Source organism: Leclercia sp. J807 (genome assembly GCF_009734465.1).
Lineage (GTDB): Bacteria > Pseudomonadota > Gammaproteobacteria > Enterobacterales > Enterobacteriaceae > Enterobacter.
The window spans coordinates 41,376-67,624 of the sequence record NZ_CP046446.1; the positions used below are offsets into that span (position 1 = coordinate 41,376).

Genomic DNA, 26,249 nt, shown 5'->3' on the forward strand with positions numbered 1-26,249 from the left:
CTCTATTTATCGAAACTATTATTCAGAGAGGTTTCGGCAAACCATTCTCCGCTCTTTTTAATGGTGCGTTGCTGCGTTTCTAAATCGAGCTGGACAAAGCCATATCGGTTTTTATACGCATTACACCACGACCAGTTATCAATAAATGTCCACATATGGTAGCCAAGGCAATTACAGCCTTCGCTAATACCTTTATGCAGCCATTTAAGATGTTCAGAAATAAATTCGATACGATATTGGTCGTTAATTTGACCGTTCTCAATAAAACGCTGCTCGTTTTCAACGCCCATACCATTTTCAGAAATAAAACAGCGTGGGTTGCCGTAATTATCGCGCAGGTTAATAAGAATATCGTAAATACCTGGCTCGTAGATTTCCCAGCCGCGATGCGGGTTCATTTTGCGGCCCGGCATCTCGTAGCTGTCGAAGAACCACTCTGGCATAAACGGCGCGTTGGGATTGATGGCCGTATCACGGCACTTCACCCGACGCGGCTGGTAGTAGTTAATGCCCAGCAGGTCGATTTTACCGTCGGCAATCAGCGCGCTGTCCTCTGGCAGACAGGCTGGCAGCTGATCGTGCGCTTTCAGCATCGCCACCAGATCCGCCGGGTATTCACCACACAGCACCGGGTCGAGGAAGCTGCGGTTAAACAGCAGATCGCAGTGGTGCGCGGCTTTCACGTCCGCCGGGTTCTGCGAACGCGGATAGGACGGCGTCAGGTTCAGTACGATACCAATCTCACCGGCATAATGCCCGGCGCGGAAGGCGCGAACCGCCTGCGCATGAGCCAGCACGGTGTGATAAGCCACGGTGGCGGCGCGACGGAAATCGACCACGTTCGGGTAGTGGAAGTCATACAGATACCCGCCCTCTACCGGCACAATCGGCTCGTTAAAGGTAAACCAGTGCATTACCCGATCACCAAAAAGCTCAAAGCAGGTTTCTGCGTAGCGGGCATAGGCTGCGACCACATCGCGGTTTTCCCAGCCGCCAATCTCCTGCATCGCCATCGGCATGTCGAAGTGGAACAGGGTGATGAATGGCGTAATGCCCTGGGCGATCAGTTCGTCGATCACCTGGTTGTAAAACGCCACCGCTTCCTGGTTCACTTCACCGATACCTTCCGGGATCAGGCGCGCCCAGCTTATCGAGGTGCGAAAGCTATTGTGGTTCAGCTGCTTTAACAGCTGAATGTCAGCTTTCCAGTTCTGATAAAACGTGGAGGTATTCTGCGGCCCCACCCCGTTGTGAAAGCGATTTGGCTGTGTGGCGAACCAGTGATCCCAGGTGGTTAATCCCTTGCCGCCGCCCTGGCTTTCCCCTTCGGTTTGCAGTGCAGAACAGGCGCTACCCCACCAGAAGTTTTCGGGAAATGCATATTTCATAAAACGTCCTCTTTGACTTAATTGCCGGCGGTCTCTGCTGCACCTACAGACGCCTGCGCTTTCTGCTCTTCGGTTTTCACCAGGGAGCGCTCATAAGCACGCAGGAACGGTAAATACATCAGCGCCGACATCACCATACAAATGACGCACATCACCACCGGACTCAGGGCCCAGTTTGCCGCCCAGGAGGCGCCAATCGGAGCCGGCGTCGTCCACGGCGTCAGCGACACAACCTGTGCCAGCCAGCCGAGTTTGGTGGCGGTATACGCCAGACAAGCGTTGATCATCGGAACGAACACGAACGGAATAAACAGCATCGGGTTCATGATGATCGGCGCACCGAACAGAATCGGTTCGTTGATATTAAAGAAGCTTGGCACGATGCCCATTTTGCCGATAGTGCGCAGGTGCGTTGCACGGCTACGTAGCAGCAGGAAGGCCAGCGGCAGGGTAGAGCCCACGCCGCCAATCAGCAGGTAGTGATCCCAGAAGCCCTGCAGATAGACGTGCGGCAGCGCAGCGCCGGCAGCCAGTGCGGCCTGGTTGGCAGAAAGGTTAGCCATCCAGAACGGGTTCATGATGCCGGTTACGATCAGCGCACCGTGGATGCCGGCAAACCAGAAGATCTGGCACAGCAGTACGGAGAGCAGAATGGCAGGCAGGGAGTCAGAGGCGGAAACCAGCGGCTCCAGCAGGTGCATAATCGCCTGCGGGATAATCATCCCGGTTTGCGCTTCGATAAACAGGTTCAGCGGGTGCAGCGTACCGATTATCACCACCACCGGGATCAGGATCTCAAACGAGCGCGCCACGCCGGTTGGCACTTCCTTCGGCAGGCGGATCGTGACGTTATGATCTTTCAGCCAGGCGTAGACGCGGGTGGCATAAATAGAGGTGATCAGCGCGGTGAAGATCCCCTGGCCCGACAGATACTGGGTGGAGATTTTACCGTCGGCATAGGGCGCGGCGACCAGCAGGAATGCCATAAAGGCCAGCAGGCCGGACATTACCGGATCGAGATTAAACTGGCGGCCCAGACTGGCGCCAATCCCTACCGCGATGAAGAAGGTCATCACGCCCATGCTGAGGTTAAATGGCAACATCAGCTGGTCGCGGTAGGTTTCAGAGAAATCGAGCCAGCCGCGGGCAAAGCTGTTGGTGGTGTCCGCGGAGAACGGTGGGAAGATGAACACCAGCATAAACGAGCCGATGATCATAAACGGCAGCGCGGCGGTAAAGCCGTCGCGGATGGCAATCACGTACTTCTGCTGGCCCAGCTTGCCTGCCAGCGGCGCGATGGACTGCTCAATGACGGCAACCATAGATTGATATAACGAACTCATGAGAACACCTTCTTAGTGTGCCGCTTCGATGAGCGACAGAGCATAGTCCAGCACTTTATCGCCACGTTGCATACCGTAATCCATTGTATCGATGGACTGAACGGGTATGCCCTGGGTGGCAGCCTTGTCTGAGAGCGTTTTTAGCATGTATTTGACTTGCGGTCCGAGAAGCACGACCTGATATTGCGGAAACTGTGTATCAAATTCTGAAACACCGTACGCATCGATTTTGACGGGGATTCCGCGTTCTTCCGCGGCTTCGACCATTTTCCGTACCAGCAGACTGGTAGACATCCCGGCAGAACAGCACAGCATAATCTTGAACATCGACAACCATCCTCAAAATGTAAATAGTTATTGCGGAGATGATTGGATAACACATGGAAACCGGTTTCCATGCATATAAGACAGAAGTGTGACAGCCATCAAGATCCATTACTTATAGGGGCTGTTTATCGGATTTGGGTCACATATTTTGGCTGCTTTTGCATCACTTAGAGTGGAAACGGAAAATCGGTTTCCATAGAAAACGGAAACAGATATACTCCTGAGTGGCTATAATATGAGCCGAAGTGGAATCAGGAATTACAGGGGCCTGGAGAGACCTGTCAGGGGATAAAGATGTCTACAATCAACGATGTATCACGTCTGGCCGGGGTGTCCAAAGCCACGGTATCACGGGTGTTGAGCGGGTCGCGCGGCGTGAAGGAAGCCAGCCGTCAGGCCGTACTGAAAGCAGTTGAAGAGCTGAACTACCGGCCAAACGTGATTGCCCAATCGCTGCTGAGCCAGACAACCGGTTGTATCGGCGTCATTTGTGCGCAGGACAACATTAACCAGACTACGGGTTACCTTTACGCGCTGGAAAAACACCTCAGCCAGCACCAGAAGCACCTGCTGCTTCGCTTCGCCAATACCAAAGCCGAAGTCATGAGCGCGCTGGATGAACTCTCCTGCGGGCTATGCGATGACATTCTGATTATTGGCGCCCGTTTCCCGTTGCAGATCGATCAGGAGAACGTCATCCTGGTGGATTGCATGGAAACCAATAACGTCAACAGTATCCAGTATGACCACGCTTTTGCCGCGGAAACCGCCTGTAATTTCCTCGCCAGCCAGGGGCGACGCCAGATTGCGCTGATCCACCCGTACGGCAGTGGTTTTGCCGATCAGGTGCTGCTGGGCTACAAGCATGGGCTGGAAAAGAACTTCCTGCCGTTTAATCGCAACCTGGTCTTTATGGAAGCCACCTCATCCTCCGTGGCCCTGCAGGAGCTGCTCAACAACGCCTCCACGCTCAATTTCAACGCCTTGCTGGTGGCCGACGAGCAGGAAGCGCAGCGGGTGATCCCCCAGCTCCAGGCGTTCAACCGATCGGTGCCGGGCGACATCATGGTCTTCAGTCTGGCGGGTTCACTGCATCTGCCGGGCATTCCGAACATTCCAGCGATTGAGTACTCAATGGATGCCATGGCGGCACGGATCGTCAGCTGGCTGAATGAGAAGACCCAGATGCTGGGTTCGTATGTGCTGCGCGGGGATTTAATTATTCCGGATGTGCGTCGCTAAAATATTAAGGGGGCTGTATGGCCCCTTTATGCGTAATCAGTAATCCTCCATGCAGTCCACCTGACTGACAGCATCCCAGTAACCCTCCTGGTTGTTCCGCTCCATCGCCACCACCGCGTTTTTGACCAGCATCTGATTCGCCTCAGACGCCATAATCATCGCCTGCCATTCTTTATCGGTTTGCTTGCGTTGTGGGGCACAGGCTTTCTTCACATCCTTTAAAACCGCCTGTTTCATCTGTTCTAATTTAACCGGGTCGTTCAGTTCCTGAGCATGAACGAAGGCGGCAAAAAGCAGGCAGACGATGAGGCAAAACAGGTGCGCTGACTTCATGGAAACCTCCGAAAAAAACACACACGTTTATGAAATATATCGTTACATCCGCCTTTGCGACCCAAGCCGAAAGTATTAATTTTGCCAATAGTTGCGCAGGGGTACGACTAAGCGTAGCCGCAGAATTTGCCGGAGAGGGAAGCGCAGAAAAAAATTGTGTGACGGCTGGCGGGTGACAGGTAATAAAGGGTGATACGACTCGCAAAGGTACTTTTCCGTTGATTGCACTTACATTTTTAACCCGCACGGAGCCAGAATTTGGCGTTTGTATCCCGGGCGGAGTATGCGATAGTCGATCTGCAACGTAACGGGGGATTGATATGCAACTGAGTATTACCGACACCATTACTGAACACGAACAGGAAGAGTTACTTCAGCTACTGCGGATCTATAACAGCCAGTTTATTGATTTTTCCCGCGTGGGGAGCGATCTCGCCGTCTATGCCCGCGATGACAGCGGCAACATGCGCGGCGGACTCATCGGCAACCGCCAGGGCGAGTGGCTGAACATCAAGTACCTGTGGGTATCCGATGAATTGCGTGGTAGCGGGCTTGGCAGCCAGCTGATGCAAGCCGCCGAAGCCGAGGCCCGGAAGCAGGGGTGCCGGCATGCGCTGGTGGACACTTTCAGTTTCCAGGCGCGTCCGTTTTATGAAAAGCAGGGCTATAAGCTGGAAATGACGCTCAACGATTTCCCCTATCCGGGAATACAACGACACTACCTGTCGAAGGCGCTTTAAGCGCCAATACCGCCGCCCATCACCGCCAGAGCATGGCGCACAATACGTTCCGGCGAGAGGGCGCTTAACCTCTCGTCATTGCGCATACGCGAAAAGGGCACCAGCACCAGACTCAACAGGGTGGTGAATAAAAGCTCCGGCGCCAGATCGCGGTTCAGTTTACCTTCCTGCTGCCAGCGGGCGACGGTATCCAGCGTCCCCTGATATTTCTCATCGCCAAAGCGGGCCTGCAGATGCGCACGCAGCACCGGCATTTCCCCAATCACCTCCTGCATCCATAGCGGCGCGAACCAGTGATGCTCTCCGGCCAGTTCGGCCAGCTTTTCCACCATCAACGTCAGGGCGGTGACCGGATCGTCCGGGTGAGCGCTGAAAAGCGTCGCGATGGCGCTGCGAAGCGGTAGAAAACGCTCTTCGATCATCGCATCAAGCAGCTGCTCCCGGGAGTTGAAGTAGTAGTGCAGCATCGCTGGCGTCACGCCTGCTTCTTTGGCAATGGCGTTAAGGGAGGTCCGGGCAATCCCCTGGCGCGCAAAGAGATCGAGGGCGATATCCAGCAGCTGCTCCCGGCTGGTGGCGGTGGGTTTGCTTCCGCGTGGGCGTCCGGGGCGGCGAGCCTGTGGCGTAGGGTCGGAATTATCTTTATGTGCTGACATGCGCGGGGGATCCCTTGACCTGATTCATAACTTAGATAAATATTAATTATACGATTAATTAATTTCAAGCGGTGTTTATGGTCTCCGATTCAACAACGCAAACCAAAAACGCGCCCCCGGTGCGGCTGCTCTTCAGCGCGCTCCTGCTGGTGATGCTGCTCTCGGCTCTCGATCAGACCATCGTCTCCACGGCGCTGCCCACCATTGTGGGCGAGCTGGGCGGCCTGGATAAACTCTCCTGGGTCGTGACGGCCTATATCCTGAGCTCCACGATTGTGGTGCCGCTGTACGGTAAGTTTGGCGATCTTTTTGGCCGCAAAATCGTCCTGCAAATCGCGATTGTCCTGTTTCTGGTGGGCTCCGCCCTGTGCGGGCTGGCGCAGAACATGACCCAGCTGGTGCTGATGCGCGCCCTGCAGGGGCTGGGCGGCGGGGGGCTGATGGTGATCAGCATGGCGGCGGTGGCCGACGTTATCCCCCCTGCGGAACGTGGTCGCTATCAGGGCTTATTCGGCGGGGTCTTTGGGCTCGCGACGGTGATCGGTCCGCTGGTCGGTGGCTTTCTGGTGCAGCACGCCTCCTGGCGCTGGATTTTCTACATCAACCTGCCGCTGGGGCTGTTTGCCCTGCTGGTCATCGGCGCGGTCTTCCGCGGCAGCACGAAGCGCAACAAACATGAGATCGACTATCTGGGGGCGATTTACCTCAGCATGGCGCTGCTGTGCATCATCCTGTTTACCAGCGAAGGGGGCACGGTACGTGAGTGGAGCGATCCGCAGCTGTGGTGCATTCTGGCCTTTGGCCTGACGGGCATCGCCGGGTTTATCTACGAGGAGCGTCTGGCGTGGGAGCCGATTATTCCCCTGTCGCTCTTCCGGGATCGCAGCTTTCTGCTGTGTAGTCTGATTGGCTTTATTATCGGCATGTCGCTGTTTGGCTCGGTCACCTTCCTGCCGCTCTATCTGCAGATTGTCAAAGAGGCGACCCCGACCCAGGCCGGTTTACAGCTGATCCCGCTGATGGGCGGACTGCTACTGACCTCGATTATTAGCGGTCGCATTATCAGCCGCACCGGGAAATATCGCCTATTCCCAATCCTCGGCACCCTGCTGGGTGTGGTCGGCATGGGCCTGCTCACGCGGATCACCATCGAATCACCGGTCTGGCAGCTTTATCTGTTTACCGGCGTGCTGGGGGCGGGGCTGGGTCTGGTGATGCAGGTGCTGGTGCTGGCAGTACAGAACAGCGTCTCATCCAGCCAGTACGGTGTGGCCACTTCGGGCGTGACCCTGTTCCGCTCCATCGGCGGGGCCATTGGCGTGGCGCTGTTTGGCGCGGTCTTCACCCACGTATTGCAGTCGGGCCTGATGGCGCGGATCCCCGAGGGGACCGAACTGCCGCGGGAGATGAACCCCACCGCCATTCATCACCTGCCGGATGCCCTGCGCCTGGACTACCTGGACGCCTTTGGTTCGGCCATTCATGCAGTGTTTTTGATGGCTGCCGGGATCATGGTGCTGGCCTTTGTGCTGTCGTGGTTCCTGCGCGAGGCGCCGCTGCGCAAGCGGGAGGCGTAAGGTTAGTGGGTCTGCTATTTGTTGCGAGTCGCTTTCCGAATTTTGACGCTCTGACTTGTCATTCCCGACGGTGCTGGCGCATGCTTTGGCCTGGTCAATAAACCAGCAGAGGTTGCGATGGAACGTAAAGCAAAACTGTTCAAAAAAGGGCTAAACCAGGCGGTGTTACTGCCTGCTGAGTTCGCGTTTGATGCGGAGAGTGTCTTGATCCGGCGGGATGAAGAGGGGAATGTGGTTTTGGCTGCAAAACCTGCCAAGGAAAAAAGCTGGGATGAATTTTTCAGGATGTTGGAAAACACCACCGTACCGGATTCATTTTTAAGTCCGGAGGAAAGAAATCAGAGTATTACAAAGAGGGATCCGCTGGATGGAGTTCAGGTATGAAACATATGCTGGATACGAATATTGTGAGCCATTTATTTAAAAGGCATCCCGGTGTTGTAAATAGAATGGCTAACCTGAAGCCAGCGGACGTATGTATCTCAAGTATCACAGAAGCGGAGCTGCTTTATGGGGCGGATAAAAAACAAAGCACCAGGTTAAAAGAGACCATAAAGACGTTTCTGAGCACTATCACTATCTATGACTGGGACAGTGACGCCGCAGCCGCTTACGGCAAACTCCGTGCTGAGATGGAAACTCGAGGTAAAGTGATGGCAGATCTTGATCAGTTGATCGCAGCCCATGCCATCAGCCGGGGCACAACGATTGTGACTAACGATCATGCTTTCGGAATGGTACAGGAGTTGACTATCGAGGACTGGACTACAGCGGCGTGAGCCCCAACGCCCGGTGGCGCGACGCTTACCGAGCCTGTGACACCGGTGCTGGCCTATGTACTGTCATGGTTTTTGCGCGAGGCACCGCTGCAGAAGGGGGAGGAATGAAAGTGCATAGAGAGTCGCATCAGATTTTTAAAACCCATTAAGATATCTGAGAAAACAACACTCTTTAGTATTACTAAAGTCATAACATTAGAGTGTTGTCAGAAAATGAAGAGTATGTCTCTCAGATTTTTATATAGTACTGCCTTCTTAACTTACGATTCACCTCTGGCTTCGATTCTGACTTCACCGATAGTAAATATAATTTCTGCAGGAGATACTCTCATCGATTTTTCATCTGCTATAGCGCGTGCTTTAGTTATTGCTTTATCACCGCCGATAACTGGAATGCCTTCACACCATGTCAACCTGAGTTGGCCTCTTTTGGGATTGTTTGATGGTGTTGTAATACTGTAACCCTGTTCGCCGTTTGAAACGACTTTTAATCGCCAGGTTGTCCCATCGTCCGTGAAGCCAATATCAACACGGTCGCCTTTTTTGAATCGTGCCTTGGACATAATATCTTCAGGGATCCTGATCGTCATATGCCGAACTAATTGTTTGTTATTATTACGACAAATCTGGGTAATGCTAAGAGTGTTTGTTACAGGAAGGCGCCCGGCTTTACCACCTCTGTTTTTAATCACTTCACTGACTGATATAAACTCAATTGGTTTATAGTCTTTCATTCCAGTTTCCTTAAGCCAGTTTAATTGTTCCATAGAGGAATACCTAACAGTTATCTCATGGAAAAAGATTAGTGTTATAAGATTTTAAATTATTGAGTTACATCAAATAAATTACCATGGACTGAGGTTTTTATTTGTGTGATTTGATTTTCAATAATGCTCTAAAATATGCGTTCTTTATTATATTAATGAGATTTATTATTTGATGTTGTGTTTTGAGTGTTTCCAGTTTTTGCTGTGTTTTAGCCTTCGTTTGCGTTATATAACTTATTATTCTAATTGATTCCTTTTCGTTTTTTAACCTGCCGCTGGGTTGCCGATATAGTCGATAAAACAGTTATCAAAAGGATATGACCGGTGAAACTTCGATTGGGTGCGCTTCTTCTTGCTGGCCTGCTGCTGGCGGGCTGTGACCAAAGCGGCAGCGATGCTAAACACATTAAAGTCGGCGTGATCAACGGCGCCGAGCAGGACGTGGCGGAAGTCGCCAAAAAAGTGGCGAAAGAGAAGTTCGGCCTCGACGTTGAGCTGGTGGGCTTTAGCGGCTCGCTGCTGCCAAACGATGCCACTGACCACGGCGAGCTGGACGCCAATGTCTTCCAGCATCGCCCATTCCTGGCGGAAGATAACAAAGCGCACGGCTACAAGCTGGTGGCGGTGGGCAACACCTTTGTCTTCCCGATGGCGGGTTATTCCCGCAAGATCAAATCGGTCTCTGAACTCAAAGATGGCGCAACCATCGCCATCCCGAACGACCCCACCAACCTGGGCCGTGCCCTGTTGCTGCTGCAAAACGAAAAGCTGATCGCCCTGAAACCGGACGTCGGTTTGCTGCCGACGGCGCTGGATATCACCGCCAACCCAAAAAACCTGAAAATCATGGAGCTGGAGGGGGCGCAACTGCCGCGTGTGCTGGACGATCCGAAAGTGGATGTGGCGATTATCAGCACCACCTATCTCCAGCAAACCGGGCTGTCGCCGGTGCATGACAGCGTCTTTATCGAAGATAAAAACTCGCCTTACGTGAACATTGTGGTCACGCGAGAAGATAATAAAGATGCGCAGAAGGTGAAGGAGTTTATCCAGGCCTACCAGTCACCAGAGGTCGCGAAAGCAGCAGAGACCATCTTTAACGGCGGGGCAGTGCCGGGCTGGGAATAAAACTTCATGCCGCTCACTGCGGCATGAAAATAAGTTGGCCCAATCCCATCGTTGAATGCCCTTTAGCCCACATTCTGCCGCTCCTCCTCCGGCTATCCTTTCTGCAATACAGACCGGAGGAGAGCTCATGAACATCACCCACATTCGTAACGCGACACAGCTTATCACCTATGCCGGAAAGCGCTTTCTGGTTGACCCGATGCTGGCACCTAAAGAGGCCTACCCCGGCTTTCCGGGCACCGCCCGGGAGGCGATCCGCAACCCGATGGTGGAACTGCCCTTTCCGATTGAAACCCTGCTGGATGTCGATGCCGTTATCGTAACCCATACCCACCCCGATCACTGGGATCAGTACGCCATCGAGCGGATCGCCAAAGACAAACCGATCTTCGTGCAGAACGAAGATGACGCGCAGCTGCTGCGCAGCCAGGGCTTCACCCATCTTAACGTGCTGACGGACAACAGCCCGTTTGGCGATATCCAGCTAAGTAAAACCGACGGCGGCCAGCACGGTACCGATCGTGCCTATGCGGTGCCGGAGCTGGCGGAGCGGCTGGGCGAAGCCTGCGGCGTGGTGTTTCGTCATCCTGATGAAAAGACGCTCTGCATTGTTGGGGATACGATCTGGCGCGAGGCGGTAGCAACCGACCTGCAAAAACATCAGCCGGATGTGGTGGTCATCAACGCCGGTTATGCCCACGTGATCGGGTTTGGGCCGATCATCATGGGCCAGGAGGATGTGCTGAATATCCACTTCCTGCTACCGCAGGCGAAAATTGTGGCGGTCCATATGGAGGCCATCAACCACTGCCTGCTGACCCGCAGCGCGTTGCGCCAGTATGCAGAGGATAATCAGGTCAGCGACGTGCTGAGCATTCCTCAGGATGGTGAATCCGTTATATTCTGAGGCAATCAGGGGAAAGGAGAGATCAATGCCGCTTACTCACGTTGCCATTGTCGCCGTGGACGGGTTTAGCCCGTTCCACTACTCCGTTCCCTGCATTCTTTTTGGCGATACCGTTTCCGGTAAAAAGCGTTTTAATGTGACGATCTGCGCCGAAAATCCAGGGTTACTCACCTCCCGTGACGGCTTTGCGCTCAATGCCACCCACGATTTTTCGGCCATCACAGAGGCCGATATCGTCGTGGTGCCCTACTGGGCACATGTGCTTGAACGCCCACCGCAGGCGCTGCTCGACAGCTTGGTGCAGGCCAAAGACCGCGGGGCGGAGATCGTCGGGTTGTGCCTGGGGTCGTTTGTTCTCGGCTATGCTGGCATTCTCGACGGCAAACGCGCGGCAACGCACTGGGAGTTCGAACGCCAGTTTCAGACGCTCTTCCCGAACGTGCAGCTCGATATCAACGCGCTGTACGTTGATGACGACCGCATCATCACCTCTGCCGGTACCGCCGCCGCGCTGGACTGCTGCCTGTACATTATCCGTCAGCGCTTTGGCAGTGAGGTCGCCAACCAGATTGCCCGACGGATGATCGTGCCGCCGCACCGCGAGGGCGGGCAGGCGCAGTTTATCGCCCAGCCGGTGCCGGAAACCACCCGCGATGCGCGAATCAATAATCTGATCGATTATCTCCAGCGTAATATCAGCCAGCCGCTCAACCTGGATACGCTGGCAGAGAGCGTGGCGATGAGTCGCCGCACCCTGACCCGCCATTTTATGAAAGCCACCGGGATGAGTGTGGTCTCGTGGATCACCGCCGAACGCCTGCGGCGTAGCCAACTGTTGCTGGAGAGCAGCAATCTGCCGATCGAGGCGGTGGCAGAGCAAGTGGGCTATCTCTCAGCCGTGACCTGGCGCCAGCAGTTTAAGGCCCGCTTTGGCGTCAGCCCGGCGGAATGGCGCAAAACCTTCCGCACGCAGGCCCAGGCCGGATAAGCGTAGCGCCATCCGGCATTTACCCCAGCCGCGCCATTCTCGTCTCGCCTTCCACCATCGACAGCTGATACAGCGAAAACGATCGATGCTTCTCAATCAGGTTCGCCAGCTCCGGCGAGTGGCTGGTGAGCCAGATCTGCGAATAGCGGCTGGCCTCGGCAATCAGGCTCGCCAGGGCAGGCAGCATCTGCGGATGCAGGCTGTTTTCCGGTTCGTTGAGGGCGATAAAGGCGGGCGGACGCGGGCTGAGCAGGGCCACCGCCAGACAGAGAAAACGCAGCGTGCCGTCGGAAAACTCTGCGGGCTCCAGCGGCCGGCTTAAGCCTTCGCGCTGCATCATCATCCGGAAACGTCCGCCCGTATTGTCGCTGTAAAACACGCAGCCCGGGAAAGCCTGGTCGAGAATACGCATCAGCAGCATTTCGTCGCCAATCTCGACGATGGTCTGAAACGCGGCCGCCAGGTTTGCGCCGTCGCTGGCCAGCATCGGCGAACGGAACCCCACCTGCGGGGCGCGCATCGCCGAACCGGATGAGACAGAAAACTCATGATAAAAACGCCAGTTACGCAGGGATTCGCGCATCTGCGACACCTCGGGGTAGAGGTGCGGCTCGCCGAGCTGGCCGAAGACAGATTCGTTCTCATACAGGGTGCCGCTGTGGGTCACCTTTTCGTGGTGAACGTTATTCAGAAATACGGTCTGGTTTTTGCGCTGCATCAGGCGTGCGGAGGGGCGCCGCTGATGGCCGCTCAGCCAGATGGACTCCTCTTTGATGACCGGATCGAGCTGAAACTGCGAGGGATAAGGCAGCTTTTCAACAAAGCCCACCTGCAGTTCATACTCGTAGGTTTCGGTTTCCACCGCCAGATTCATCCGCCGCAGCTGGTCGCTGCGGGTTTTGCCTGCCCAGAACACCTTCAGAATGCCGCCTTCATTTGCCAGCGCCTGGGAAAACTGCCCCTGCGCCGCGCTGTGCATCAGGTGGATGGCCTTGTAAATATTGGATTTACCGGTGCCGTTCGGGCCGAAAACGATATTGAGCTGCTGTAGATCCAGCGACAGCTCGCGAATCGAGCGGTAGTTTTGAATGTGCAGGGTGTTGATCATCGGCGGACCCATTTTGCGGACTAGACCTGTACAGAGTTACAGTGTTTCACGCAAAGTGCAAAAAAAAGACGACAGTGAGGTGTCGTCTAAGCGGGGTACTACTTCGGGCCTTTCAGGGTCAATGGGGCCTCGCATTTGATAGTCAGATCACGGCCAGACGCAAACCCAAATCATCCGGATAGGGATCAAAATAGTTTTGCGTCATCAGATACCGGTCGGGATATTCGGCCAGATAGTGCTTCAGCAGCGTGAGCGGGGCGAGAATAGGCAGTAATCCGTCACGGTAATGCAGGATCACGTCGCGCAATTCACCGCGCTGGCGGCTGTTCAGCTGGTTACGGAAATAGCCCTGGATATGCATCAGGACGTTGGTGTGGTTTTTCCGCGAAGCGGGTTTTTTGAGGATCGTCATCAGCTTTTCGCGGTACGCCTCGAAGAAGGCTTCCAGGTCTTCCCACTCGTGCAGCGAAGCGACAAAGGGACCAATTTCACGGTAGCCCGCCTGATGGTGCGCCAGCAGCTGAAGTTTGTAGCGGCTGTGGAAATCGAGCAGCGCACGGCGCGTCAGGCCATTGGCGCGCAGGGTGTTCAGTTCGTGAAGGGCAAAGACGCGCTCAACAAAATTCTCCCGCAGTACCGGATCGTGCAGGCGTCCATCTTCCTCCACCGGTAGCCACGGCCAGGTTTCAAGGAGCGCAGCGGTGAACAGCCCGACACCCTCCTTGCGGCCCCGGTTGCCGTTTTCATCATAAAGCCGCACGCGTTCCATGCCGCAGCTAGGGGATTTTGCACAGACGATAAAGCCAGCAAGATCGCCGATTTTTGGCAGATAACCCGCCGCAAAATCGGCCATCTTCTGCGTAACGTCTTCGTGAGGCGCTTTGCTGAACCGCATCTGCGTCTCACCGCTGTCGGTCAGGACCAGACGCAGCGCCGGACGAGGCGTCGGCAGACCAATAGCCATTTCCGGACAGACGGGCCTGAAGTTGACCCACTGGGCCAGCTCATCCATGACAAAGCCCATACGCTTATGCCCGCCGTCGAAGCGAACGGCGGAACCGGTTAAACATCCGCTAATACCCAGCACAGGTTTTGTTGTCATGGTGTGTACCTCCAGAGCCTATATCTAAAAGTTACACAACTTGACTATTTTGTCCAAGTATTGGCGAAACTATTTTTTAATATCTATAAATATCAATAGTTTTTAGCTGCCCTTGTAGGTCGAGTAACCGTACTGGCTGAGCAGCAGAGGGATGTGCAGCTTCTCGTTGGTGCGGGTCACGGTAAACAGCACCGGGATCTCCGGGAAGAATGACTGCAGCTTATTCGCCTGGAAGTACTCTGCGGTTTTAAACGTCACTTTATAGACGCCAGGCTGCATATCCTGATCGTCTGGATAGAGCGACTTGATGCGGCCATCCTGGTCGGTTTTGCCGCTGGCAACAGGGGTCCATTTGTCCTGCTGCTGTTTTTCCAGCGTAACGCTGACGCCCGGCGGTGGCGTACCGGTTTGCTGGTCAAGGATATGCACACTCAGCGTACCGACAGGGGCGCTAAAGGCGACAGGAGCAAAGGCCATAGAGGCCAGGATCAGCAGAGGGGCACTTTTTTTCATTGGGTTTTCCTGTGGAGTAGTAAGTCACAGGAAAACGTTAGCATTTGCCGCGCGGGAAAATATTCAACTTTTCGTGACAATTCCCGCAGGAGAAAATCATCGGAGGATAATCACCTCAAGGGAAACCTGCTGCTGCCACTGCTCAACCTGGCTTTTGCGCGCGGCATTGAGCTTACCGCTGGTGACCAACAGCCACTTGCGGTCCGGGAAGATCTCCGGTGCCAGTGCGGCAGGCGGAATAGGCAGGATGGTGATCCGATGGCCCTGGCCGGTGCGTGCCAGAGCTTCAAGCCAGATTTCACAGGGGTCGTTCAGGTGCCAGCCGCTGAGCAGAAGGTTGTCGCCCGGCGCTTTCTTATCGCCCTCAAGGCAAAACGAGGTATAGGCGATGATAATGCCATCGAGGATCTCGCGCAGGGTCATGGCGGCGGGAACGTTCGCCGAGACCTGGCTGCGCAGCGGGCGTAACACCTTCGCGACCAGCTCTGGCCGGGGATACTCGCGGCCGGCATCGTAAATCATCTGGCGCAGGGATTCGATTTTGCCCGCCTGCAGACGGTCCAGCATGTTCTGTTGCAGCGTTTGCCAGTTATTGGTACGGCTCGGTGCAGGGCGCTCCAGCAGTGGCTTCACCTGGCCAATCGGGACGCCTTTTTTCACCCAGTCGAGGATTTTCAGCGCCTGTTGGACATCTTCCTCGCTGTACAGGCGATGGCCACCCTCCGTACGCTGCGGCTTGAGTAAACCGTAGCGGCGCTGCCACGCCCGCAGGGTGGTGGCGGTGATCCCGCTGAGTCTGGCGAATTCGCCGATGGAGTAGGCCATGTCTGCGTCCGAAGGAAAGGATTAATCTCAATATACTACGAATATTTGCCTGCGGGATGAAGCACCACAGCGGTGCACTACACTTTACATCCAGACGCGCAAATGAAAGGAGTTCTCATGAAACTATGGCCTGTTGTGACCGGTGTCGCCATTGCGCTGACCCTGGTTGCCTGTAAATCCCCTACGCCGCCGAAAGGTGTGCAGCCCATCACTAACTTTGACGCCAGCCGCTATCTCGGCAAGTGGTACGAAGTCGCCCGTCTGGAAAACCGCTTCGAACGCGGTCTGGAGCAGGTTACCGCCACCTACGGCAAGCGCAGCGACGGGCAGATCAGCGTTATCAACCGCGGATACGATCCGGTGAAACGCAAGTGGAACGAGAGCGAGGGGAGAGCCTCCTTCACCGGCGCGCCGACCACCGCCGCGCTGAAGGTCTCGTTCTTCGGCCCGTTCTATGGCGGGTATAACGTCATCAAGCTGGACGATAACTACCAGTACGCGCTGGTCAGCGGCCCGAACCGCGACTACCTGTGGCTCCTGTCACGTACCCCGACCATTCCGGATGCGGTGAAAGAGGATTATCTCAATACCGCGCGCAGCCTGGGCTTCCGGGTCGATCAGCTGGTATGGGTGAAGCAATAAATATCGTGCTTTCTTCCTGGGGCGGCGTGCGGGCAGACGGACAACCGGATGGACAGCAACAGCTGCCACTGGTTTATCCACGCTAACGACGCCATAGGCATCCGTTCCCAGGCATTACAGTACGATCTGAAAGCGTGCCTGATCCGCAGCGACAAACAGGTGAATGTGCTGGGGATCTTCGAATATTTCAACGACACCGATGTGGTGGCCTTTTTGCAACATATCCTACGGCTGGTGAAACCCGGAGGAAAACGTCATGACCCTTGTGCCGAAAGATGAAGTGAAATCAGGAAGTAAAGTTGCCATATTTATTGGGCTACGACAGAGGGATGAAATTGCAGTTTTTATATCCGCTTGATATTGTTTACGGCGCAGTGGGATATATCTGGATCAGAAAATTAATTTTTAATTTATCTAGTGAATAATATAAGGAAATATTAATGGACGATTTGAAGGACCTGATACACGCCCTGAAAAACAGTATCCCGGAATTAGATCCCGATTCACTTTATGCCTCTGTTCCCACCACCCTTGAGCCTGAAACTGTTCTGGATTGGTTATATGACAACCTCAGTGCGCAACATCTGATGGTATATGAAGAATGGACGGAATATACCGGTTATCTTCCGGCGTTAAAAACACTGGCTAGTGTTTCTCTTCCCGTTGATCCCTCTGAGTATCTTTTTACGTTCATTGAGAAAATTAACTGGTCAGAGGCTGAAATTGAGCCCTGGGATCTTCCCTACATGATGCCTTGGCTCGAACATATCAACCACTACCTGAGCCCACAAGGTATAAGGCTTGTTGATATTTTACCTTTTGAAAATGCCTATATTATCTGTTTGAAGAATGATGACGCATTAATCCAAAATCTCCACGCATGTCTGCAAAAGCTGGGAATGGGCATCAATATGCGGTCGCCAATGAATCAACAACAGGTTCTCACGTACATTGAATCCACTCTTTCAGGAAACGTTCAATAATATAGCGAATTGATTGTCCTATATCTTGCCGGGGCAGGCTGCGATGGATACATGTATAAGGAAAATTACACCGGCTGCAAAAGTATTTAATGGCAAAAAAAATGTCATACGGTCGTGCAGAAAGACGGGGTGGGTGCGGTGATGGGAGTATCTGTTTAAGCGCGGTCGGTTCCCTCTCCTGTTGGGAGAGGGACAAAACTGGAATTTCCTAAATGTGAAACGCCACGCGCTTCCCGGTCGGGAGTTCAACATCCAGACTCAGTTTACCGCCCATTGCCTCAGCGACATGCTTTTGCGACAGCTTTAGCTCTTCTCGCATCATTTGCAGACCCGTTTCCAGGATCATTTCGTCGGCCATTTCTTTGATGCGTTTTTGGCTTTCAGGGGAACGCGAAGCGATCGCTTCATTCAGGGTTTTCAATTTCTTGTTTCCATTACATGATGTCATCCTTGATAAGTTATTAATTGTATAAGCTACAGCTTATAAATACACCTGCTCAGGCTTGATGTAGATTCGTTTCCCGACCATGATCGCATTATGAAAATCGAAACCGCAGTCCCCTCACAATTTGAATGTCTCGTCGCGATCTGGGAGTCCTCCGTTCGCGCTACGCACCATTTTTTACAGGAGAGCGATATTGCGGCATTGCGTCCGCTGTTGCTCAATGCCTATTTACCGAACTTAAAGGTTGTGATCGCCCGCGATGAAAGCGGCGTTATTCATGGCTTTTTGGGCGTGGATGAGAACCGCATTGAAATGCTGTTTGTAGATGATGCGAGCCGGGGGAAAGGCGTCGGCACGCTGCTGCTGAGACACGCTATTGACCATTTCGGTGCTAACGAGGTGGACGTCAACGAGCAGAATCCGCAGGGGGTTGGGTTTTATCAGCATATGGGGTTTGTGCAGGTTGGGCGATCGGAGCGGGACGGGCAGGGGAATGCGTTTCCGTTGTTGCATATGCGGCTCTCTGTTTCCTGAGCAGGAGGCGGTTGCGGTTACCCGGAATCGTAGGCCCGGTAAGCGTAGCGCCACCGGGCTTCAGGTTTGTGCTGGGAGGGGAATATGCCGCATGAGTGGTGGTTCCGTTCACCTTACGTTCGCTGCTGCTCTGTAAACTACGTCACCTGTGAACGTGTTAAGGGGCTTGCCGCCGCCCCTTAACAATCCCGGCTCCCGGCAAAGAAAATCGCCGCTTCGCGGATTGTTCGCCCCATCCCTGGGGCTCACCCCTTCGGGGCCAGCGCAAGCGCTGTCCAAAATTGCTCCCGGCAATTTTGTCCTCGGCTTATTCCCTCCGGCTTTCGGGTCGGGCGTGATCCTACATCCATGTAGGTCACGCCCTCTCGGCGCATCCATGCGCCTCGCCCCGGCCTGCGGTCAACGCCTCAGCGATTTTCAGCCGGACCAGGGAGCCGCTGTAAGCTATTTACTTTCTGATGATTTGTTCATTGCTGTAGGTTTGCTCTCTGATCACGACGCCAGAGCCAGCGCTCCTTCAATGCCTTTCAGCTTCTGCTGCGCCAGCTTTAATTTGTCTAACAGCTTCTTCTCATGCGGGTTGTGCACCATTACCACGATGCAGCCATCCATGACTTTTACCGTGACTTTATCTCCGGTATCAAACCCCGCCGCGCGCAGCCATTTACCGGAAAGGATAAGGTTTGGCGTACTGCGATCGCGACCTTGCGGGCGATATCCCACAATTAATGTACGCTCAGTTCCGGTTGCGGTGGTGTCTGGGGTAGAATGCGAATCAGCCATAATCAACTCCTTGATAGTTGGTGAGGTTAGACGCACCGGTGTGTTCCTGCACACTGGTGCGTTGATAAAACCGGAGGTTTAGGTGGCCTCCTATATGGTTCAGATTAGATGGATAGGTGGCCCCATGTCAATCATAGCGCGTGAAAAAAAACCAAAAGGCGGCGGGCAATCTCCGCAGTTTAAAATGCGTATTGATCCGGCATTGAAGGAACAGTTGGATGCTGTGGCTGCGGAAGAAGGGGTGAGTCTCGCCAGCTGGTTGAAGGAACTGGCGAGAGGGGCTTTGCGGCAGAAAAATATTGAACCGAGGGGATAAAATATTGCTAATAGAGCCTTCTATTAAATAGCTCCTTCATTTGAAAATCTAAATATCTGTATGATTGTGGGGGCGTAAAATTAACTAACTCAGATTTTATCTCGGTTAATGATAATGGATGAAGCAGAGTAACTTTCTTAATTTTTATACCAAATACTTTTTTATCTTGAATATAATGAAGCATTTCTTCTTTTGTTAAGCATGATTGACTGAGAAGATCTTCAGTAATTTCATTTTTATCAAAATGGATTAGAGACTCTATTTGGAATTTTCCAATTATTTTTTGATCGGGAAATGATGAATAGATATATACATCTTCGTCCTTGGAGAATTTTTTGCCAATTTTTTTTCTTATTTCAATTGTCTTTTTTTGTGTTATAATCTGATGGGAATATAACGGCTTAATACTCATTAGGATAGGGTTCGACATGGCCAAAAGTTTCGCTGTTTGGGTTGAGGGGAAGCCAGATAATAACCAAGCCTCAAAGATATGTATAGATGAGTTGCATATAAATTTTTGGTGCACAAGAAAACCACTAATAAATTGTATTGATTTAGGTGTAAAGTTTACATTTAATAATAGTGATGCCCAAAAAATTCAAGAAGATGATGAAAAATTCTTAAACATCTTCATACCGTTTCCTATAACTAAGGATAGAATACATGACTTAAGCGGGAAAATGGATGCTAACAAGGATCTTGTATCAGCTATATTTAATGACTATGTATCCGTTACTCGTAATGTTAAAACAAAGCATGTTGTTTATAACCTTGCTTCGAATCCAAATAGTTTCTTGGCATTAAATACGAGTTTAGATTTTAAAGATGTAGATGGCAGATATGATAATAGAGTCAGAGTTGTTGTAAATGATGAGTATACAAAGATTTCGTTTAAGCTATCAAAATGTGTTATTGATAGTGAAGATTTAAGCTTCATTAATAATAAAGAAGATTTGAAATATTATATTCGTTTGCGTTTAGAGGATTTGAAACCCAATGAAATTAATGCGTTAATTCATAAAACTGAAAATTCTGATAAGTTTTTAAAGCCTTTTAAAGATGAATTGGTAGTTATTGATTTCAGGATTAATGAACTACGTGTTTTGCCTATGGATGTTAGGGTTAGCTTAGCTAATGCATGTGCATGCCCTCATAAATACCATCTTTTTGTCATACGTGACGAGACGGATGAATACCAACTGTCTCATTCAGGACAAAGTTTTAAAAAATGTAGAATACTTGAGGGTGAAACATGGCAAAAATATTTTGAAGAGGATATTTTCAAAAAAGAGCAATCATCTATGATCTATCATTGGGAAAAAGACTGTCGCCCTAAAAAAGATGCGAGTTGCAATATTGATTCCGAAGAGATGTCATCGCGAGTAGAACATAATAAAAAAATAAAAAGCATCAATATGCATAAAATGACAGACTTTATTGCCGTTGCTAAATTCAAGCAAACAGAATCACCAATATTGACGATAATTATATATGTACTTGTAATAGTGTTTTTAAGCATTTTCAGTAATTATATTTACGATCTAATTAAAGCATGGTTTGATTCGTTCAAAAGTTGAAGAAACGTGTTTTTTATAATATAATTGTTAAGTTAAATTTATATATGTTTCGGGAGGGTAAAATGCACGTACTTAAAAACATTGATAAAAATAGCTTTTACAGTATGCATTTGGATGCACCACCTTCAATCGAAAAAATTAAATTATTAATCTTAGATGATTACTCTGATTTTCAAAATCATGAAGTGAAAAATCTTTTTGTTAAGGCCAATGATTACTATCCGTGTTTTCATAAGTGGTATGAAACAAAATTGATTAATGATGTTATAGAAAACAAAATTAAGTATCGGGACTATTTCAGTAGTTATCAATTAGATAATACAAACATTGATTTTCTCAAAAATAGAATTTTACCTAATGGCAGATTTGTTCTGGCTGCTTCAGTAGATGAGCAATTGGCTGGGTTGTCGGTATTAAAGATACATCCTAGTGAATATAAGATTTCTACATTCTTTATTGAAGAGAAATTTAGTGGGATTGGTTTAGGTTCTCTATTATTGAATTGTTCGCTTTCTTTGTTGAAAGGTAAAAACGTTAATATAACAGTTAGTGAAGATGCATTAGATAAAATGGTTCCATTTCTTACTAAAAATGGTTTTCATGAGTATAAATCTATAGCTGGGGAATATCTGAAAAACAAAAAAGAAACCCATTTCATTAAAAAATAGTAGTTATAACTATTTCTTCACTATTTATAGGTTTTGTACTAAATGCAAATTAGAAGGATAAGAAATTTTGGCGGAAGATCACAGGAGTCGAACCTGCCCAGGACCGCTGGCGGCCCCAACTGGATTTGAAGTCCAGCCACCTCACCGGAGATGACGATCTTCCGCGCCTCGATTGCTACATGGAGGCGGGGCGCATTATAGCTACTTTCAATCATTTACCCCATCATTTCCCTCACTTATTTCACCCCTTTTTTGACCTGCGTTATGCCCCCAGCGTAAACCCTAAGAAAATCCTCAGCTTACATTTCCCGCCTCCACACTTTTATCGCGATCACAAAAAACAAGAAACGTAAAAAAGTAACCAGAAAACGCAATACCTGCCCGTGGGTGAATGGTTTACAAAAAATGTAACCGGTCTCAGCGCCCTACGCGTGAAGGAAAAACAATGAAAAGCGAAGTCTTATCCGTCAAAGAGAAAATTGGTTACGGCATGGGTGACGCCGCAAGTCACATCATTTTCGACAACGTTATGCTCTACATGATGTTTTTCTATACCGATATCTTCGGCATCCCCGCCGGGTTCGTCGGCACCATGTTCCTGCTGGCGCGTGCGCTGGATGCTGTCTCCGACCCCTGCATGGGGCTGATAGCCGACCGCACCCGCAGCCGGTGGGGTAAGTTCCGCCCGTGGATACTGTTCGGGGCGATCCCGTTTGGCGTGGTCTGCGTGCTGGCCTATACCACGCCGGATCTCAGCCTGAACGGCAAAATGATCTACGCTGCTGTCACCTACACCCTGCTGACCCTGCTCTATACCGTGGTCAACATCCCTTACTGCGCCCTGGGAGGGGTGATCACCAACGACCCGACACAGCGTATCTCCCTTCAGTCCTGGCGCTTTGTGCTGGCGACGGCGGGCGGCATGCTCTCCACGGTGCTGATGATGCCGCTGGTGAATATGATTGGTGGCGAGAATAAAGCGCTCGGCTTCCAGGGCGGTATCGCGGTGCTGTCGGTGGTGGCGTTCCTGATGCTGGCGTTCTGCTTCTTAACCACTAAAGAGCGCATCCAGGTGCCGCCGAGCACCACCTCCATGCGTGAAGATCTGCGCGACATCTGGAAGAACGACCAGTGGCGCATCGTCGGGCTGCTCACCATCCTCAACATTCTGGCGGTCTGCGTGCGCGGCGGGGCGATGATGTACTACGTCACCTGGATCATGGGCTCGCCAGAACTGTTCGTCGCCTTCCTTACCACCTACTGCGTCGGCAACCTGATTGGCTCCGCGCTGGCGAAACCGCTCACCGACTGGAAATGCAAAGTCAGCGTCTTCTGGTGGACCAATGCCCTGCTGGCGGTGGCGAGCGTGGCGATGTTCTTCGTGCCGATGCAGGCCAGCATCACTATGTTCGGCTTTATCTTCGTGATTGGCGTGCTGCACCAGTTGGTGACGCCGATCCAGTGGGTAATGATGTCCGACACCGTCGATTACGGTGAGTGGACCAACGGCAAACGCCTCACCGGCATCAGCTTTGCGGGCACGCTGTTCGTGCTCAAGCTGGGTCTGGCGCTGGGCGGGGCATTAATCGGCTGGATGCTGGCTGGCGGCGGCTACGATGCCGCAGCAAAAACCCAGAACAGCGCCACCATCAGCATTATCATCGCCCTGTTTACCCTGGTACCCGCCGCTTGCTACCTGCTGAGCGCGGTGATCGCCAAACGCTACTACAGCCTGAAGACGCCATTCCTGGTCAAAATCATGAACGATCTGGCGCAGGGCGCGCGACGTAACCAGCAGGAATTTAACACCCTGCCGGTCAGCAAAGAATTGCAGAACTAAGAGGACGAAAGCATGAAAATCAGTGATGGAAACTGGCTAATTCAACCGGGTCTGAACGTGACCTATCCGGTTCAGGTATTCGATGTGGAGCAGCAGGGCAACGACCTGGTGGTCTATGTCGCCCCGCGCGACGTGCGCGAGCGCACCTGGCAGCTCGACACCCTGATGTTCACCGTGCGCCTGTTTGCGCCGCAGGAGGGGATTGTCGGGGTGCGTATCGAGCACTTCCAGGGGGCGCTGAATAACGGCCCACACTATCCGCTCAACGTCCTGAAAGACGTTAACGTGCAGATTGAAAACAACGCGGAGTTTGCCGAGCTGAAAAGCGGCAACATCAGCGTGCGCGTCACTAAAGGCGAGTTCTGGTCGCTGGATTTCTTCCGCGACGGCCAGCGCATCACCGGCAGCCAGTTGAAAAACAATGGCTACGTGCAGGACGGTAATACCGATCGCAACTACATGTTTGAGCGTCTGGATCTGGGCGTGGGTGAAACCGTCTACGGCCTGGGCGAGCGCTTTACCGCCCTGGTGCGCAACGGCCAGACGGTCGAGACCTGGAACCGCGACGGCGGTACCAGCACCGAACAGTCGTACAAAAATATCCCGTTCTACCTCACCAACCGCGGCTACGGCGTGCTGGTGAACCACCCGGAAAACGTCTCCTTTGAAATCGGCTCCGAGAAGGTGTCGAAGGTGCAGTTTAGCGTCGAGGGTGAATATCTGGAGTACTTCGTCATCGACGGCCCGACGCCGAAAGAGGTGCTCAACCGCTATACGCAGTTCACCGGGCGTCCGGCGCTGCCGCCAGCGTGGTCGTTCGGCCTGTGGCTCACCACCTCGTTCACCACCAACTACGACGAAGCCACGGTGAACAGCTTTATCGACGGCATGGCGGAGCGCGACCTGCCGCTGCACGTCTTCCACTTCGACTGCTTCTGGATGAAGGCCTTCCAGTGGTGCGACTTCGAGTGGGACCCGGTCACCTTCCCGGACCCGGAAGGGATGATCCGCCGCCTGAAGGAGAAAGGGCTCAAGGTCTGCGTGTGGATCAATCCGTACATCGGGCAGAAATCCCCGGTATTTAAAGAACTGAAAGAGAAGGGCTATCTGCTGAAACGTCCGGATGGCTCCCTGTGGCAGTGGGATAAATGGCAGCCGGGGCTGGCGATCTACGACTTCACCAATCCGGAGGCTTGTGCCTGGTACGCCGACAAGCTGAAAGGCCTGGTGGAGATCGGCGTCGACTGCTTTAAAACCGACTTTGGCGAGCGCATCCCGACCGACGTGCAGTGGTTCGACGGTTCCGATCCACAGAAAATGCACAACCATTATGCCTACATCTACAACGAGCTGGTGTGGAACGTGCTGAAAGAGACGGTGGGCGAGGAAGAGGCGGTGCTGTTTGCTCGCTCGGCCTCGGTGGGTGCGCAACAGTTCCCGGTTCACTGGGGCGGCGACTGCTACGCCAACTATGAATCGATGGCCGAAAGTCTGCGCGGCGGGCTGTCGATCGGGCTCTCCGGATTTGGGTTCTGGAGCCACGATATCGGCGGGTTCGAAAACACCGCCCCGGCGCACGTCTACAAACGCTGGTGCGCGTTCGGGCTGCTCTCCAGCCACAGCCGCCTGCATGGCAGCAAATCCTACCGGGTGCCGTGGGCGTATGATGACGAGTCCTGCGATGTGGTGCGCCACTTCACTCAGCTGAAATGCCGGATGATGCCATACCTCTATCGCCAGGCGGCGCTGGCCCGCGAGTTCGGCACGCCGATGCTGCGGGCGATGATGCTCGAGTTCCCGGACGATCCGGCCTGCGACTATCTCGACCGTCAGTATATGCTGGGCGATGCGGTGATGGTTGCGCCGGTATTCAGCGAGGCGGGCGACGTGCAGTTTTACCTGCCGGAAGGGCGCTGGACGCATCTGTGGCATAACGACGAATTGCAGGGCAGCCGCTGGCACAAACAGCAGCACGATTTCCAGAGCCTGCCGGTCTACGTGCGCGACAACACCCTGCTGGCGCTGGGTAACAACGACCAGAAGCCAGACTACGCCTGGAACGAAGGTACCGCCTTCCAGCTGTTTAACCTGGACGATGGCGCCACGGCGATAAGCGAAGTGCCTGCGGCTAACGGTGATGTGGCCTTTACCCTGACCGCGACGCGCAGCGGGGATACGCTCACCCTGAAAGGGAACGGCGAGGCGAGGGGCTGGTCGGTCTGTTTGCGCAATGTGCAGCGGATTAGCAGCGTGAAAGGCGCATCCAACATCGGCAGCGAGTGGGGCGTGGTGGTGAAAGCCGAAGGGGATGAGGTGGTGGTTCACCTCTGAGTCGTCTGGAAAAGCCCGGCGGCGCGTTGCTTGCCGGGCCTACGGGTCGTGCATGCTGTGGGTTTTGTAGGCCGGGTAAGGCAAAGCCGCCACCCGGCAATGCAGTACGGTCTGATGCCCGGCGGCGCTGTGCTTGCCGGGCCTACGGGTCGTGCATGCTGTGGGTTTTGTAGGCCGGGTAAGGCGAAGCCGCCACCCGGCAATGCAGCGTGGTCTGATGCCCGGTGGCGCTGCGCTTACCGGGCCTACGGGTCGTGCATGCTGTGGGTTTTGTAGGCCGGGTAAGGCGAAGCCGCCACCCGGCAATGCAGTGCGGTCTGATGCCCGGCGGCGCGTAGCTTGCCGGGCCTACGGATTGTGCATGCTGTGGGTTTTGTAGGCCGGGTAAGGCGAAGCCGCCACCCGGC

30 protein-coding genes and 1 tRNA gene are annotated in these 26,249 nt (G+C 52.9%); 17 read left to right on the top strand and 14 right to left on the bottom strand.

What is annotated here, in order from left to right:
• Nucleotides 1-2: 2 nt before the first annotated feature.
• The 3 genes from GNG26_RS00200 to GNG26_RS00210 are packed head-to-tail and all read right to left on the bottom strand — an operon-like array spanning nt 3 to nt 3,058.
• Nucleotides 3-1,388 (bottom strand): glycoside hydrolase family 1 protein, encoded by a 1,386-nt coding sequence (locus GNG26_RS00200; RefSeq protein ID WP_114316298.1) that lies wholly within the window; start codon nt 1,386-1,388, stop codon nt 3-5.
• Between the two features lie 17 nt (nt 1,389-1,405).
• Nucleotides 1,406-2,731: a PTS sugar transporter subunit IIC gene (locus tag GNG26_RS00205; protein WP_156237419.1), complete on the bottom strand. Its 1,326-nt coding sequence runs from the start codon at nt 2,729-2,731 to the stop codon at nt 1,406-1,408.
• Between the two features lie 12 nt (nt 2,732-2,743).
• The gene (locus tag GNG26_RS00210) at nt 2,744-3,058 is read right to left on the bottom strand and encodes a PTS sugar transporter subunit IIB (protein WP_103824276.1); all 315 of its coding nucleotides are present in this window, start codon (nt 3,056-3,058) and stop codon (nt 2,744-2,746) included.
• Between the two features lie 294 nt (nt 3,059-3,352).
• On the opposite strand from GNG26_RS00210, the gene GNG26_RS00215 reads away from it, so the two are divergent.
• On the top strand, nt 3,353-4,300 hold the full coding sequence (locus GNG26_RS00215; RefSeq protein ID WP_156237420.1) for a LacI family DNA-binding transcriptional regulator: 948 nt from the start codon (nt 3,353-3,355) through the stop codon (nt 4,298-4,300).
• 36 nt (nt 4,301-4,336) lie between these two features.
• On the opposite strand, the gene GNG26_RS00220 is transcribed toward GNG26_RS00215, so the two are convergent.
• The gene (locus tag GNG26_RS00220) at nt 4,337-4,633 is read right to left on the bottom strand and encodes a YicS family protein (RefSeq protein ID WP_156237421.1); all 297 of its coding nucleotides are present in this window, start codon (nt 4,631-4,633) and stop codon (nt 4,337-4,339) included.
• A gap of 320 nt (nt 4,634-4,953) precedes the next feature.
• Between GNG26_RS00220 and GNG26_RS00225 the strand changes: the two genes are divergently transcribed.
• Nucleotides 4,954-5,373 (top strand): GNAT family N-acetyltransferase, encoded by a 420-nt coding sequence (locus tag GNG26_RS00225; RefSeq protein ID WP_103824278.1) that lies wholly within the window; start codon nt 4,954-4,956, stop codon nt 5,371-5,373.
• Here GNG26_RS00225 and GNG26_RS00230 read toward each other — a convergent pair.
• A complete protein-coding gene (locus GNG26_RS00230; protein ID WP_103824279.1) occupies nt 5,370-6,029 on the bottom strand; it encodes a TetR/AcrR family transcriptional regulator in 660 nt (219 codons plus the stop codon). The genes GNG26_RS00225 and GNG26_RS00230 overlap by 4 nt on opposite strands.
• A 77-nt stretch (nt 6,030-6,106) precedes the next feature.
• Here GNG26_RS00230 and GNG26_RS00235 point away from each other — a divergent pair, with 77 nt between their 5' ends.
• The 3 genes from GNG26_RS00235 (at nt 6,107) to GNG26_RS00245 (ending at nt 8,385) form a co-directional block, all read left to right on the top strand.
• On the top strand, nt 6,107-7,606 hold the full coding sequence (locus tag GNG26_RS00235; protein WP_156237422.1) for an MDR family MFS transporter: 1,500 nt from the start codon (nt 6,107-6,109) through the stop codon (nt 7,604-7,606).
• 117 nt (nt 7,607-7,723) lie between these two features.
• Nucleotides 7,724-7,990: an antitoxin gene (locus GNG26_RS00240; RefSeq protein ID WP_156237423.1), complete on the top strand. Its 267-nt coding sequence runs from the start codon at nt 7,724-7,726 to the stop codon at nt 7,988-7,990.
• Nucleotides 7,987-8,385: a type II toxin-antitoxin system VapC family toxin gene (locus GNG26_RS00245; RefSeq protein WP_156237424.1), complete on the top strand. Its 399-nt coding sequence runs from the start codon at nt 7,987-7,989 to the stop codon at nt 8,383-8,385. The genes GNG26_RS00240 and GNG26_RS00245 overlap by 4 nt, the downstream gene beginning before the upstream one ends.
• A gap of 260 nt (nt 8,386-8,645) precedes the next feature.
• Here the strand turns inward: GNG26_RS00245 and GNG26_RS00250 are convergent, their stop codons facing one another.
• A complete protein-coding gene (locus GNG26_RS00250) occupies nt 8,646-9,152 on the bottom strand; it encodes a hypothetical protein (protein WP_156237425.1) in 507 nt (168 codons plus the stop codon).
• Between the two features lie 324 nt (nt 9,153-9,476).
• Here GNG26_RS00250 and nlpA point away from each other — a divergent pair, with 324 nt between their 5' ends.
• The 3 genes from nlpA (at nt 9,477) to GNG26_RS00265 (ending at nt 12,175) form a co-directional block, all read left to right on the top strand.
• Nucleotides 9,477-10,280, top strand: a complete 804-nt coding sequence (gene nlpA / locus GNG26_RS00255) for a lipoprotein NlpA (RefSeq protein ID WP_103824283.1) — start codon at nt 9,477-9,479, stop codon at nt 10,278-10,280.
• 127 nt (nt 10,281-10,407) lie between these two features.
• The gene (locus GNG26_RS00260; RefSeq protein WP_156237426.1) at nt 10,408-11,187 is read left to right on the top strand and encodes an MBL fold metallo-hydrolase; all 780 of its coding nucleotides are present in this window, start codon (nt 10,408-10,410) and stop codon (nt 11,185-11,187) included.
• A gap of 25 nt (nt 11,188-11,212) precedes the next feature.
• Nucleotides 11,213-12,175: a GlxA family transcriptional regulator gene (locus GNG26_RS00265; RefSeq protein WP_156237427.1), complete on the top strand. Its 963-nt coding sequence runs from the start codon at nt 11,213-11,215 to the stop codon at nt 12,173-12,175.
• A 19-nt stretch (nt 12,176-12,194) separates the two neighbouring features.
• Here the strand turns inward: GNG26_RS00265 and GNG26_RS00270 are convergent, their stop codons facing one another.
• The 4 genes from GNG26_RS00270 to GNG26_RS00285 all read right to left on the bottom strand — a co-directional run bounded on the left by GNG26_RS00270 (nt 12,195) and on the right by GNG26_RS00285 (nt 15,723).
• Nucleotides 12,195-13,283, bottom strand: coding sequence for an AAA family ATPase (locus GNG26_RS00270; protein ID WP_156237428.1), 1,089 nt, complete (start codon nt 13,281-13,283; stop codon nt 12,195-12,197).
• 142 nt (nt 13,284-13,425) lie between these two features.
• The gene (locus GNG26_RS00275; protein ID WP_156237429.1) at nt 13,426-14,385 is read right to left on the bottom strand and encodes a DUF523 and DUF1722 domain-containing protein; all 960 of its coding nucleotides are present in this window, start codon (nt 14,383-14,385) and stop codon (nt 13,426-13,428) included.
• Between the two features lie 102 nt (nt 14,386-14,487).
• Entirely contained in the window at nt 14,488-14,898 is a 411-nt protein-coding gene (gene uraH / locus GNG26_RS00280) for a hydroxyisourate hydrolase (protein WP_114385495.1), read from the bottom strand.
• A 96-nt stretch (nt 14,899-14,994) separates the two neighbouring features.
• Complete coding sequence (locus GNG26_RS00285; protein WP_156237430.1) at nt 14,995-15,723, bottom strand: MerR family transcriptional regulator; 729 nt, start codon at nt 15,721-15,723, stop codon at nt 14,995-14,997.
• Between the two features lie 117 nt (nt 15,724-15,840).
• On the opposite strand from GNG26_RS00285, the gene GNG26_RS00290 reads away from it, so the two are divergent.
• The 3 genes from GNG26_RS00290 (at nt 15,841) to GNG26_RS00300 (ending at nt 17,348) form a co-directional block, all read left to right on the top strand.
• Nucleotides 15,841-16,365 carry a lipocalin family protein gene (locus tag GNG26_RS00290; RefSeq protein ID WP_103177683.1) on the top strand — a complete coding sequence of 175 codons (525 nt, stop codon included), beginning with the start codon at nt 15,841-15,843 and terminating at the stop codon, nt 16,363-16,365.
• A 48-nt stretch (nt 16,366-16,413) separates the two neighbouring features.
• Nucleotides 16,414-16,644 (top strand): class I SAM-dependent methyltransferase, encoded by a 231-nt coding sequence (locus tag GNG26_RS00295; protein ID WP_156237431.1) that lies wholly within the window; start codon nt 16,414-16,416, stop codon nt 16,642-16,644.
• A gap of 161 nt (nt 16,645-16,805) precedes the next feature.
• Nucleotides 16,806-17,348: a hypothetical protein gene (locus GNG26_RS00300; RefSeq protein ID WP_156237432.1), complete on the top strand. Its 543-nt coding sequence runs from the start codon at nt 16,806-16,808 to the stop codon at nt 17,346-17,348.
• A 208-nt stretch (nt 17,349-17,556) separates the two neighbouring features.
• Here the strand turns inward: GNG26_RS00300 and GNG26_RS00305 are convergent, their stop codons facing one another.
• Nucleotides 17,557-17,769, bottom strand: a complete 213-nt coding sequence (locus GNG26_RS00305; RefSeq protein WP_156237433.1) for a transcriptional regulator — start codon at nt 17,767-17,769, stop codon at nt 17,557-17,559.
• A gap of 117 nt (nt 17,770-17,886) precedes the next feature.
• Between GNG26_RS00305 and GNG26_RS00310 the strand changes: the two genes are divergently transcribed.
• The gene (locus GNG26_RS00310) at nt 17,887-18,327 is read left to right on the top strand and encodes an acetyltransferase (RefSeq protein ID WP_156237434.1); all 441 of its coding nucleotides are present in this window, start codon (nt 17,887-17,889) and stop codon (nt 18,325-18,327) included.
• Between the two features lie 492 nt (nt 18,328-18,819).
• On the opposite strand, the gene GNG26_RS00315 is transcribed toward GNG26_RS00310, so the two are convergent.
• Nucleotides 18,820-19,110 carry a SymE family type I addiction module toxin gene (locus tag GNG26_RS00315; protein WP_156237435.1) on the bottom strand — a complete coding sequence of 97 codons (291 nt, stop codon included), beginning with the start codon at nt 19,108-19,110 and terminating at the stop codon, nt 18,820-18,822.
• Between the two features lie 124 nt (nt 19,111-19,234).
• On the opposite strand from GNG26_RS00315, the gene GNG26_RS00320 reads away from it, so the two are divergent.
• The gene (locus GNG26_RS00320; RefSeq protein ID WP_156237436.1) at nt 19,235-19,426 is read left to right on the top strand and encodes a toxin-antitoxin system HicB family antitoxin; all 192 of its coding nucleotides are present in this window, start codon (nt 19,235-19,237) and stop codon (nt 19,424-19,426) included.
• A 7-nt stretch (nt 19,427-19,433) separates the two neighbouring features.
• Here the strand turns inward: GNG26_RS00320 and GNG26_RS00325 are convergent, their stop codons facing one another.
• The gene (locus GNG26_RS00325; protein ID WP_156237437.1) at nt 19,434-19,856 is read right to left on the bottom strand and encodes an ASCH domain-containing protein; all 423 of its coding nucleotides are present in this window, start codon (nt 19,854-19,856) and stop codon (nt 19,434-19,436) included.
• Here GNG26_RS00325 and GNG26_RS00330 point away from each other — a divergent pair.
• Both GNG26_RS00330 and GNG26_RS00335 read left to right on the top strand, forming a co-directional pair.
• Complete coding sequence (locus GNG26_RS00330; RefSeq protein WP_156237438.1) at nt 19,855-21,003, top strand: hypothetical protein; 1,149 nt, start codon at nt 19,855-19,857, stop codon at nt 21,001-21,003. The two genes, GNG26_RS00325 and GNG26_RS00330, sit on opposite strands and share 2 nt — an antisense overlap.
• 62 nt (nt 21,004-21,065) lie before the next feature.
• Nucleotides 21,066-21,671, top strand: coding sequence for a GNAT family N-acetyltransferase (locus GNG26_RS00335; RefSeq protein ID WP_197080124.1), 606 nt, complete (start codon nt 21,066-21,068; stop codon nt 21,669-21,671).
• A 68-nt stretch (nt 21,672-21,739) separates the two neighbouring features.
• Here the strand turns inward: GNG26_RS00335 and GNG26_RS00340 are convergent.
• Nucleotides 21,740-21,834: transfer RNA gene (locus GNG26_RS00340), tRNA-Sec, on the bottom strand.
• 282 nt (nt 21,835-22,116) lie between these two features.
• On the opposite strand from GNG26_RS00340, the gene GNG26_RS00345 reads away from it, so the two are divergent.
• Both GNG26_RS00345 and yicI read left to right on the top strand, forming a co-directional pair.
• Nucleotides 22,117-23,511 (top strand): glycoside-pentoside-hexuronide family transporter, encoded by a 1,395-nt coding sequence (locus tag GNG26_RS00345; protein WP_156237440.1) that lies wholly within the window; start codon nt 22,117-22,119, stop codon nt 23,509-23,511.
• Between the two features lie 12 nt (nt 23,512-23,523).
• Nucleotides 23,524-25,842 carry an alpha-xylosidase gene (gene yicI / locus GNG26_RS00350; protein WP_156237441.1) on the top strand — a complete coding sequence of 773 codons (2,319 nt, stop codon included), beginning with the start codon at nt 23,524-23,526 and terminating at the stop codon, nt 25,840-25,842.
• Nucleotides 25,843-26,249 lie beyond the last annotated feature (407 nt).

Bases quoted from the DNA above. Each gene is read 5' to 3' on its own strand.
- GNG26_RS00200 (WP_114316298.1), bottom strand. From the start codon at position 1,388: ATGAAATATGCATTTCCCGAAAACTTCTGGTGGGGTAGCGCCTGTTCT.
- GNG26_RS00205 (WP_156237419.1), bottom strand. From the start codon at position 2,731: ATGAGTTCGTTATATCAATCTATGGTTGCCGTCATTGAGCAGTCCATC.
- GNG26_RS00210 (WP_103824276.1), bottom strand. From the start codon at position 3,058: ATGTTCAAGATTATGCTGTGCTGTTCTGCCGGGATGTCTACCAGTCTG.
- GNG26_RS00215 (WP_156237420.1), top strand. From the start codon at position 3,353: ATGTCTACAATCAACGATGTATCACGTCTGGCCGGGGTGTCCAAAGCC.
- GNG26_RS00220 (WP_156237421.1), bottom strand. From the start codon at position 4,633: ATGAAGTCAGCGCACCTGTTTTGCCTCATCGTCTGCCTGCTTTTTGCC.
- GNG26_RS00225 (WP_103824278.1), top strand. From the start codon at position 4,954: ATGCAACTGAGTATTACCGACACCATTACTGAACACGAACAGGAAGAG.
- GNG26_RS00230 (WP_103824279.1), bottom strand. From the start codon at position 6,029: ATGTCAGCACATAAAGATAATTCCGACCCTACGCCACAGGCTCGCCGC.
- GNG26_RS00235 (WP_156237422.1), top strand. From the start codon at position 6,107: ATGGTCTCCGATTCAACAACGCAAACCAAAAACGCGCCCCCGGTGCGG.
- GNG26_RS00240 (WP_156237423.1), top strand. From the start codon at position 7,724: ATGGAACGTAAAGCAAAACTGTTCAAAAAAGGGCTAAACCAGGCGGTG.
- GNG26_RS00245 (WP_156237424.1), top strand. From the start codon at position 7,987: ATGAAACATATGCTGGATACGAATATTGTGAGCCATTTATTTAAAAGG.
- GNG26_RS00250 (WP_156237425.1), bottom strand. From the start codon at position 9,152: ATGGAACAATTAAACTGGCTTAAGGAAACTGGAATGAAAGACTATAAA.
- GNG26_RS00260 (WP_156237426.1), top strand. From the start codon at position 10,408: ATGAACATCACCCACATTCGTAACGCGACACAGCTTATCACCTATGCC.
- GNG26_RS00265 (WP_156237427.1), top strand. From the start codon at position 11,213: ATGCCGCTTACTCACGTTGCCATTGTCGCCGTGGACGGGTTTAGCCCG.
- GNG26_RS00270 (WP_156237428.1), bottom strand. From the start codon at position 13,283: ATGATCAACACCCTGCACATTCAAAACTACCGCTCGATTCGCGAGCTG.
- GNG26_RS00275 (WP_156237429.1), bottom strand. From the start codon at position 14,385: ATGACAACAAAACCTGTGCTGGGTATTAGCGGATGTTTAACCGGTTCC.
- uraH (WP_114385495.1), bottom strand. From the start codon at position 14,898: ATGAAAAAAAGTGCCCCTCTGCTGATCCTGGCCTCTATGGCCTTTGCT.
- GNG26_RS00285 (WP_156237430.1), bottom strand. From the start codon at position 15,723: ATGGCCTACTCCATCGGCGAATTCGCCAGACTCAGCGGGATCACCGCC.
- GNG26_RS00290 (WP_103177683.1), top strand. From the start codon at position 15,841: ATGAAACTATGGCCTGTTGTGACCGGTGTCGCCATTGCGCTGACCCTG.
- GNG26_RS00295 (WP_156237431.1), top strand. From the start codon at position 16,414: ATGGACAGCAACAGCTGCCACTGGTTTATCCACGCTAACGACGCCATA.
- GNG26_RS00300 (WP_156237432.1), top strand. From the start codon at position 16,806: ATGGACGATTTGAAGGACCTGATACACGCCCTGAAAAACAGTATCCCG.
- GNG26_RS00310 (WP_156237434.1), top strand. From the start codon at position 17,887: ATGAAAATCGAAACCGCAGTCCCCTCACAATTTGAATGTCTCGTCGCG.
- GNG26_RS00315 (WP_156237435.1), bottom strand. From the start codon at position 19,110: ATGGCTGATTCGCATTCTACCCCAGACACCACCGCAACCGGAACTGAG.
- GNG26_RS00320 (WP_156237436.1), top strand. From the start codon at position 19,235: ATGTCAATCATAGCGCGTGAAAAAAAACCAAAAGGCGGCGGGCAATCT.
- GNG26_RS00330 (WP_156237438.1), top strand. From the start codon at position 19,855: ATGGCCAAAAGTTTCGCTGTTTGGGTTGAGGGGAAGCCAGATAATAAC.
- GNG26_RS00325 (WP_156237437.1), bottom strand. From the start codon at position 19,856: ATGTCGAACCCTATCCTAATGAGTATTAAGCCGTTATATTCCCATCAG.
- GNG26_RS00335 (WP_197080124.1), top strand. From the start codon at position 21,066: ATGCACGTACTTAAAAACATTGATAAAAATAGCTTTTACAGTATGCAT.
- GNG26_RS00345 (WP_156237440.1), top strand. From the start codon at position 22,117: ATGAAAAGCGAAGTCTTATCCGTCAAAGAGAAAATTGGTTACGGCATG.
- yicI (WP_156237441.1), top strand. From the start codon at position 23,524: ATGAAAATCAGTGATGGAAACTGGCTAATTCAACCGGGTCTGAACGTG.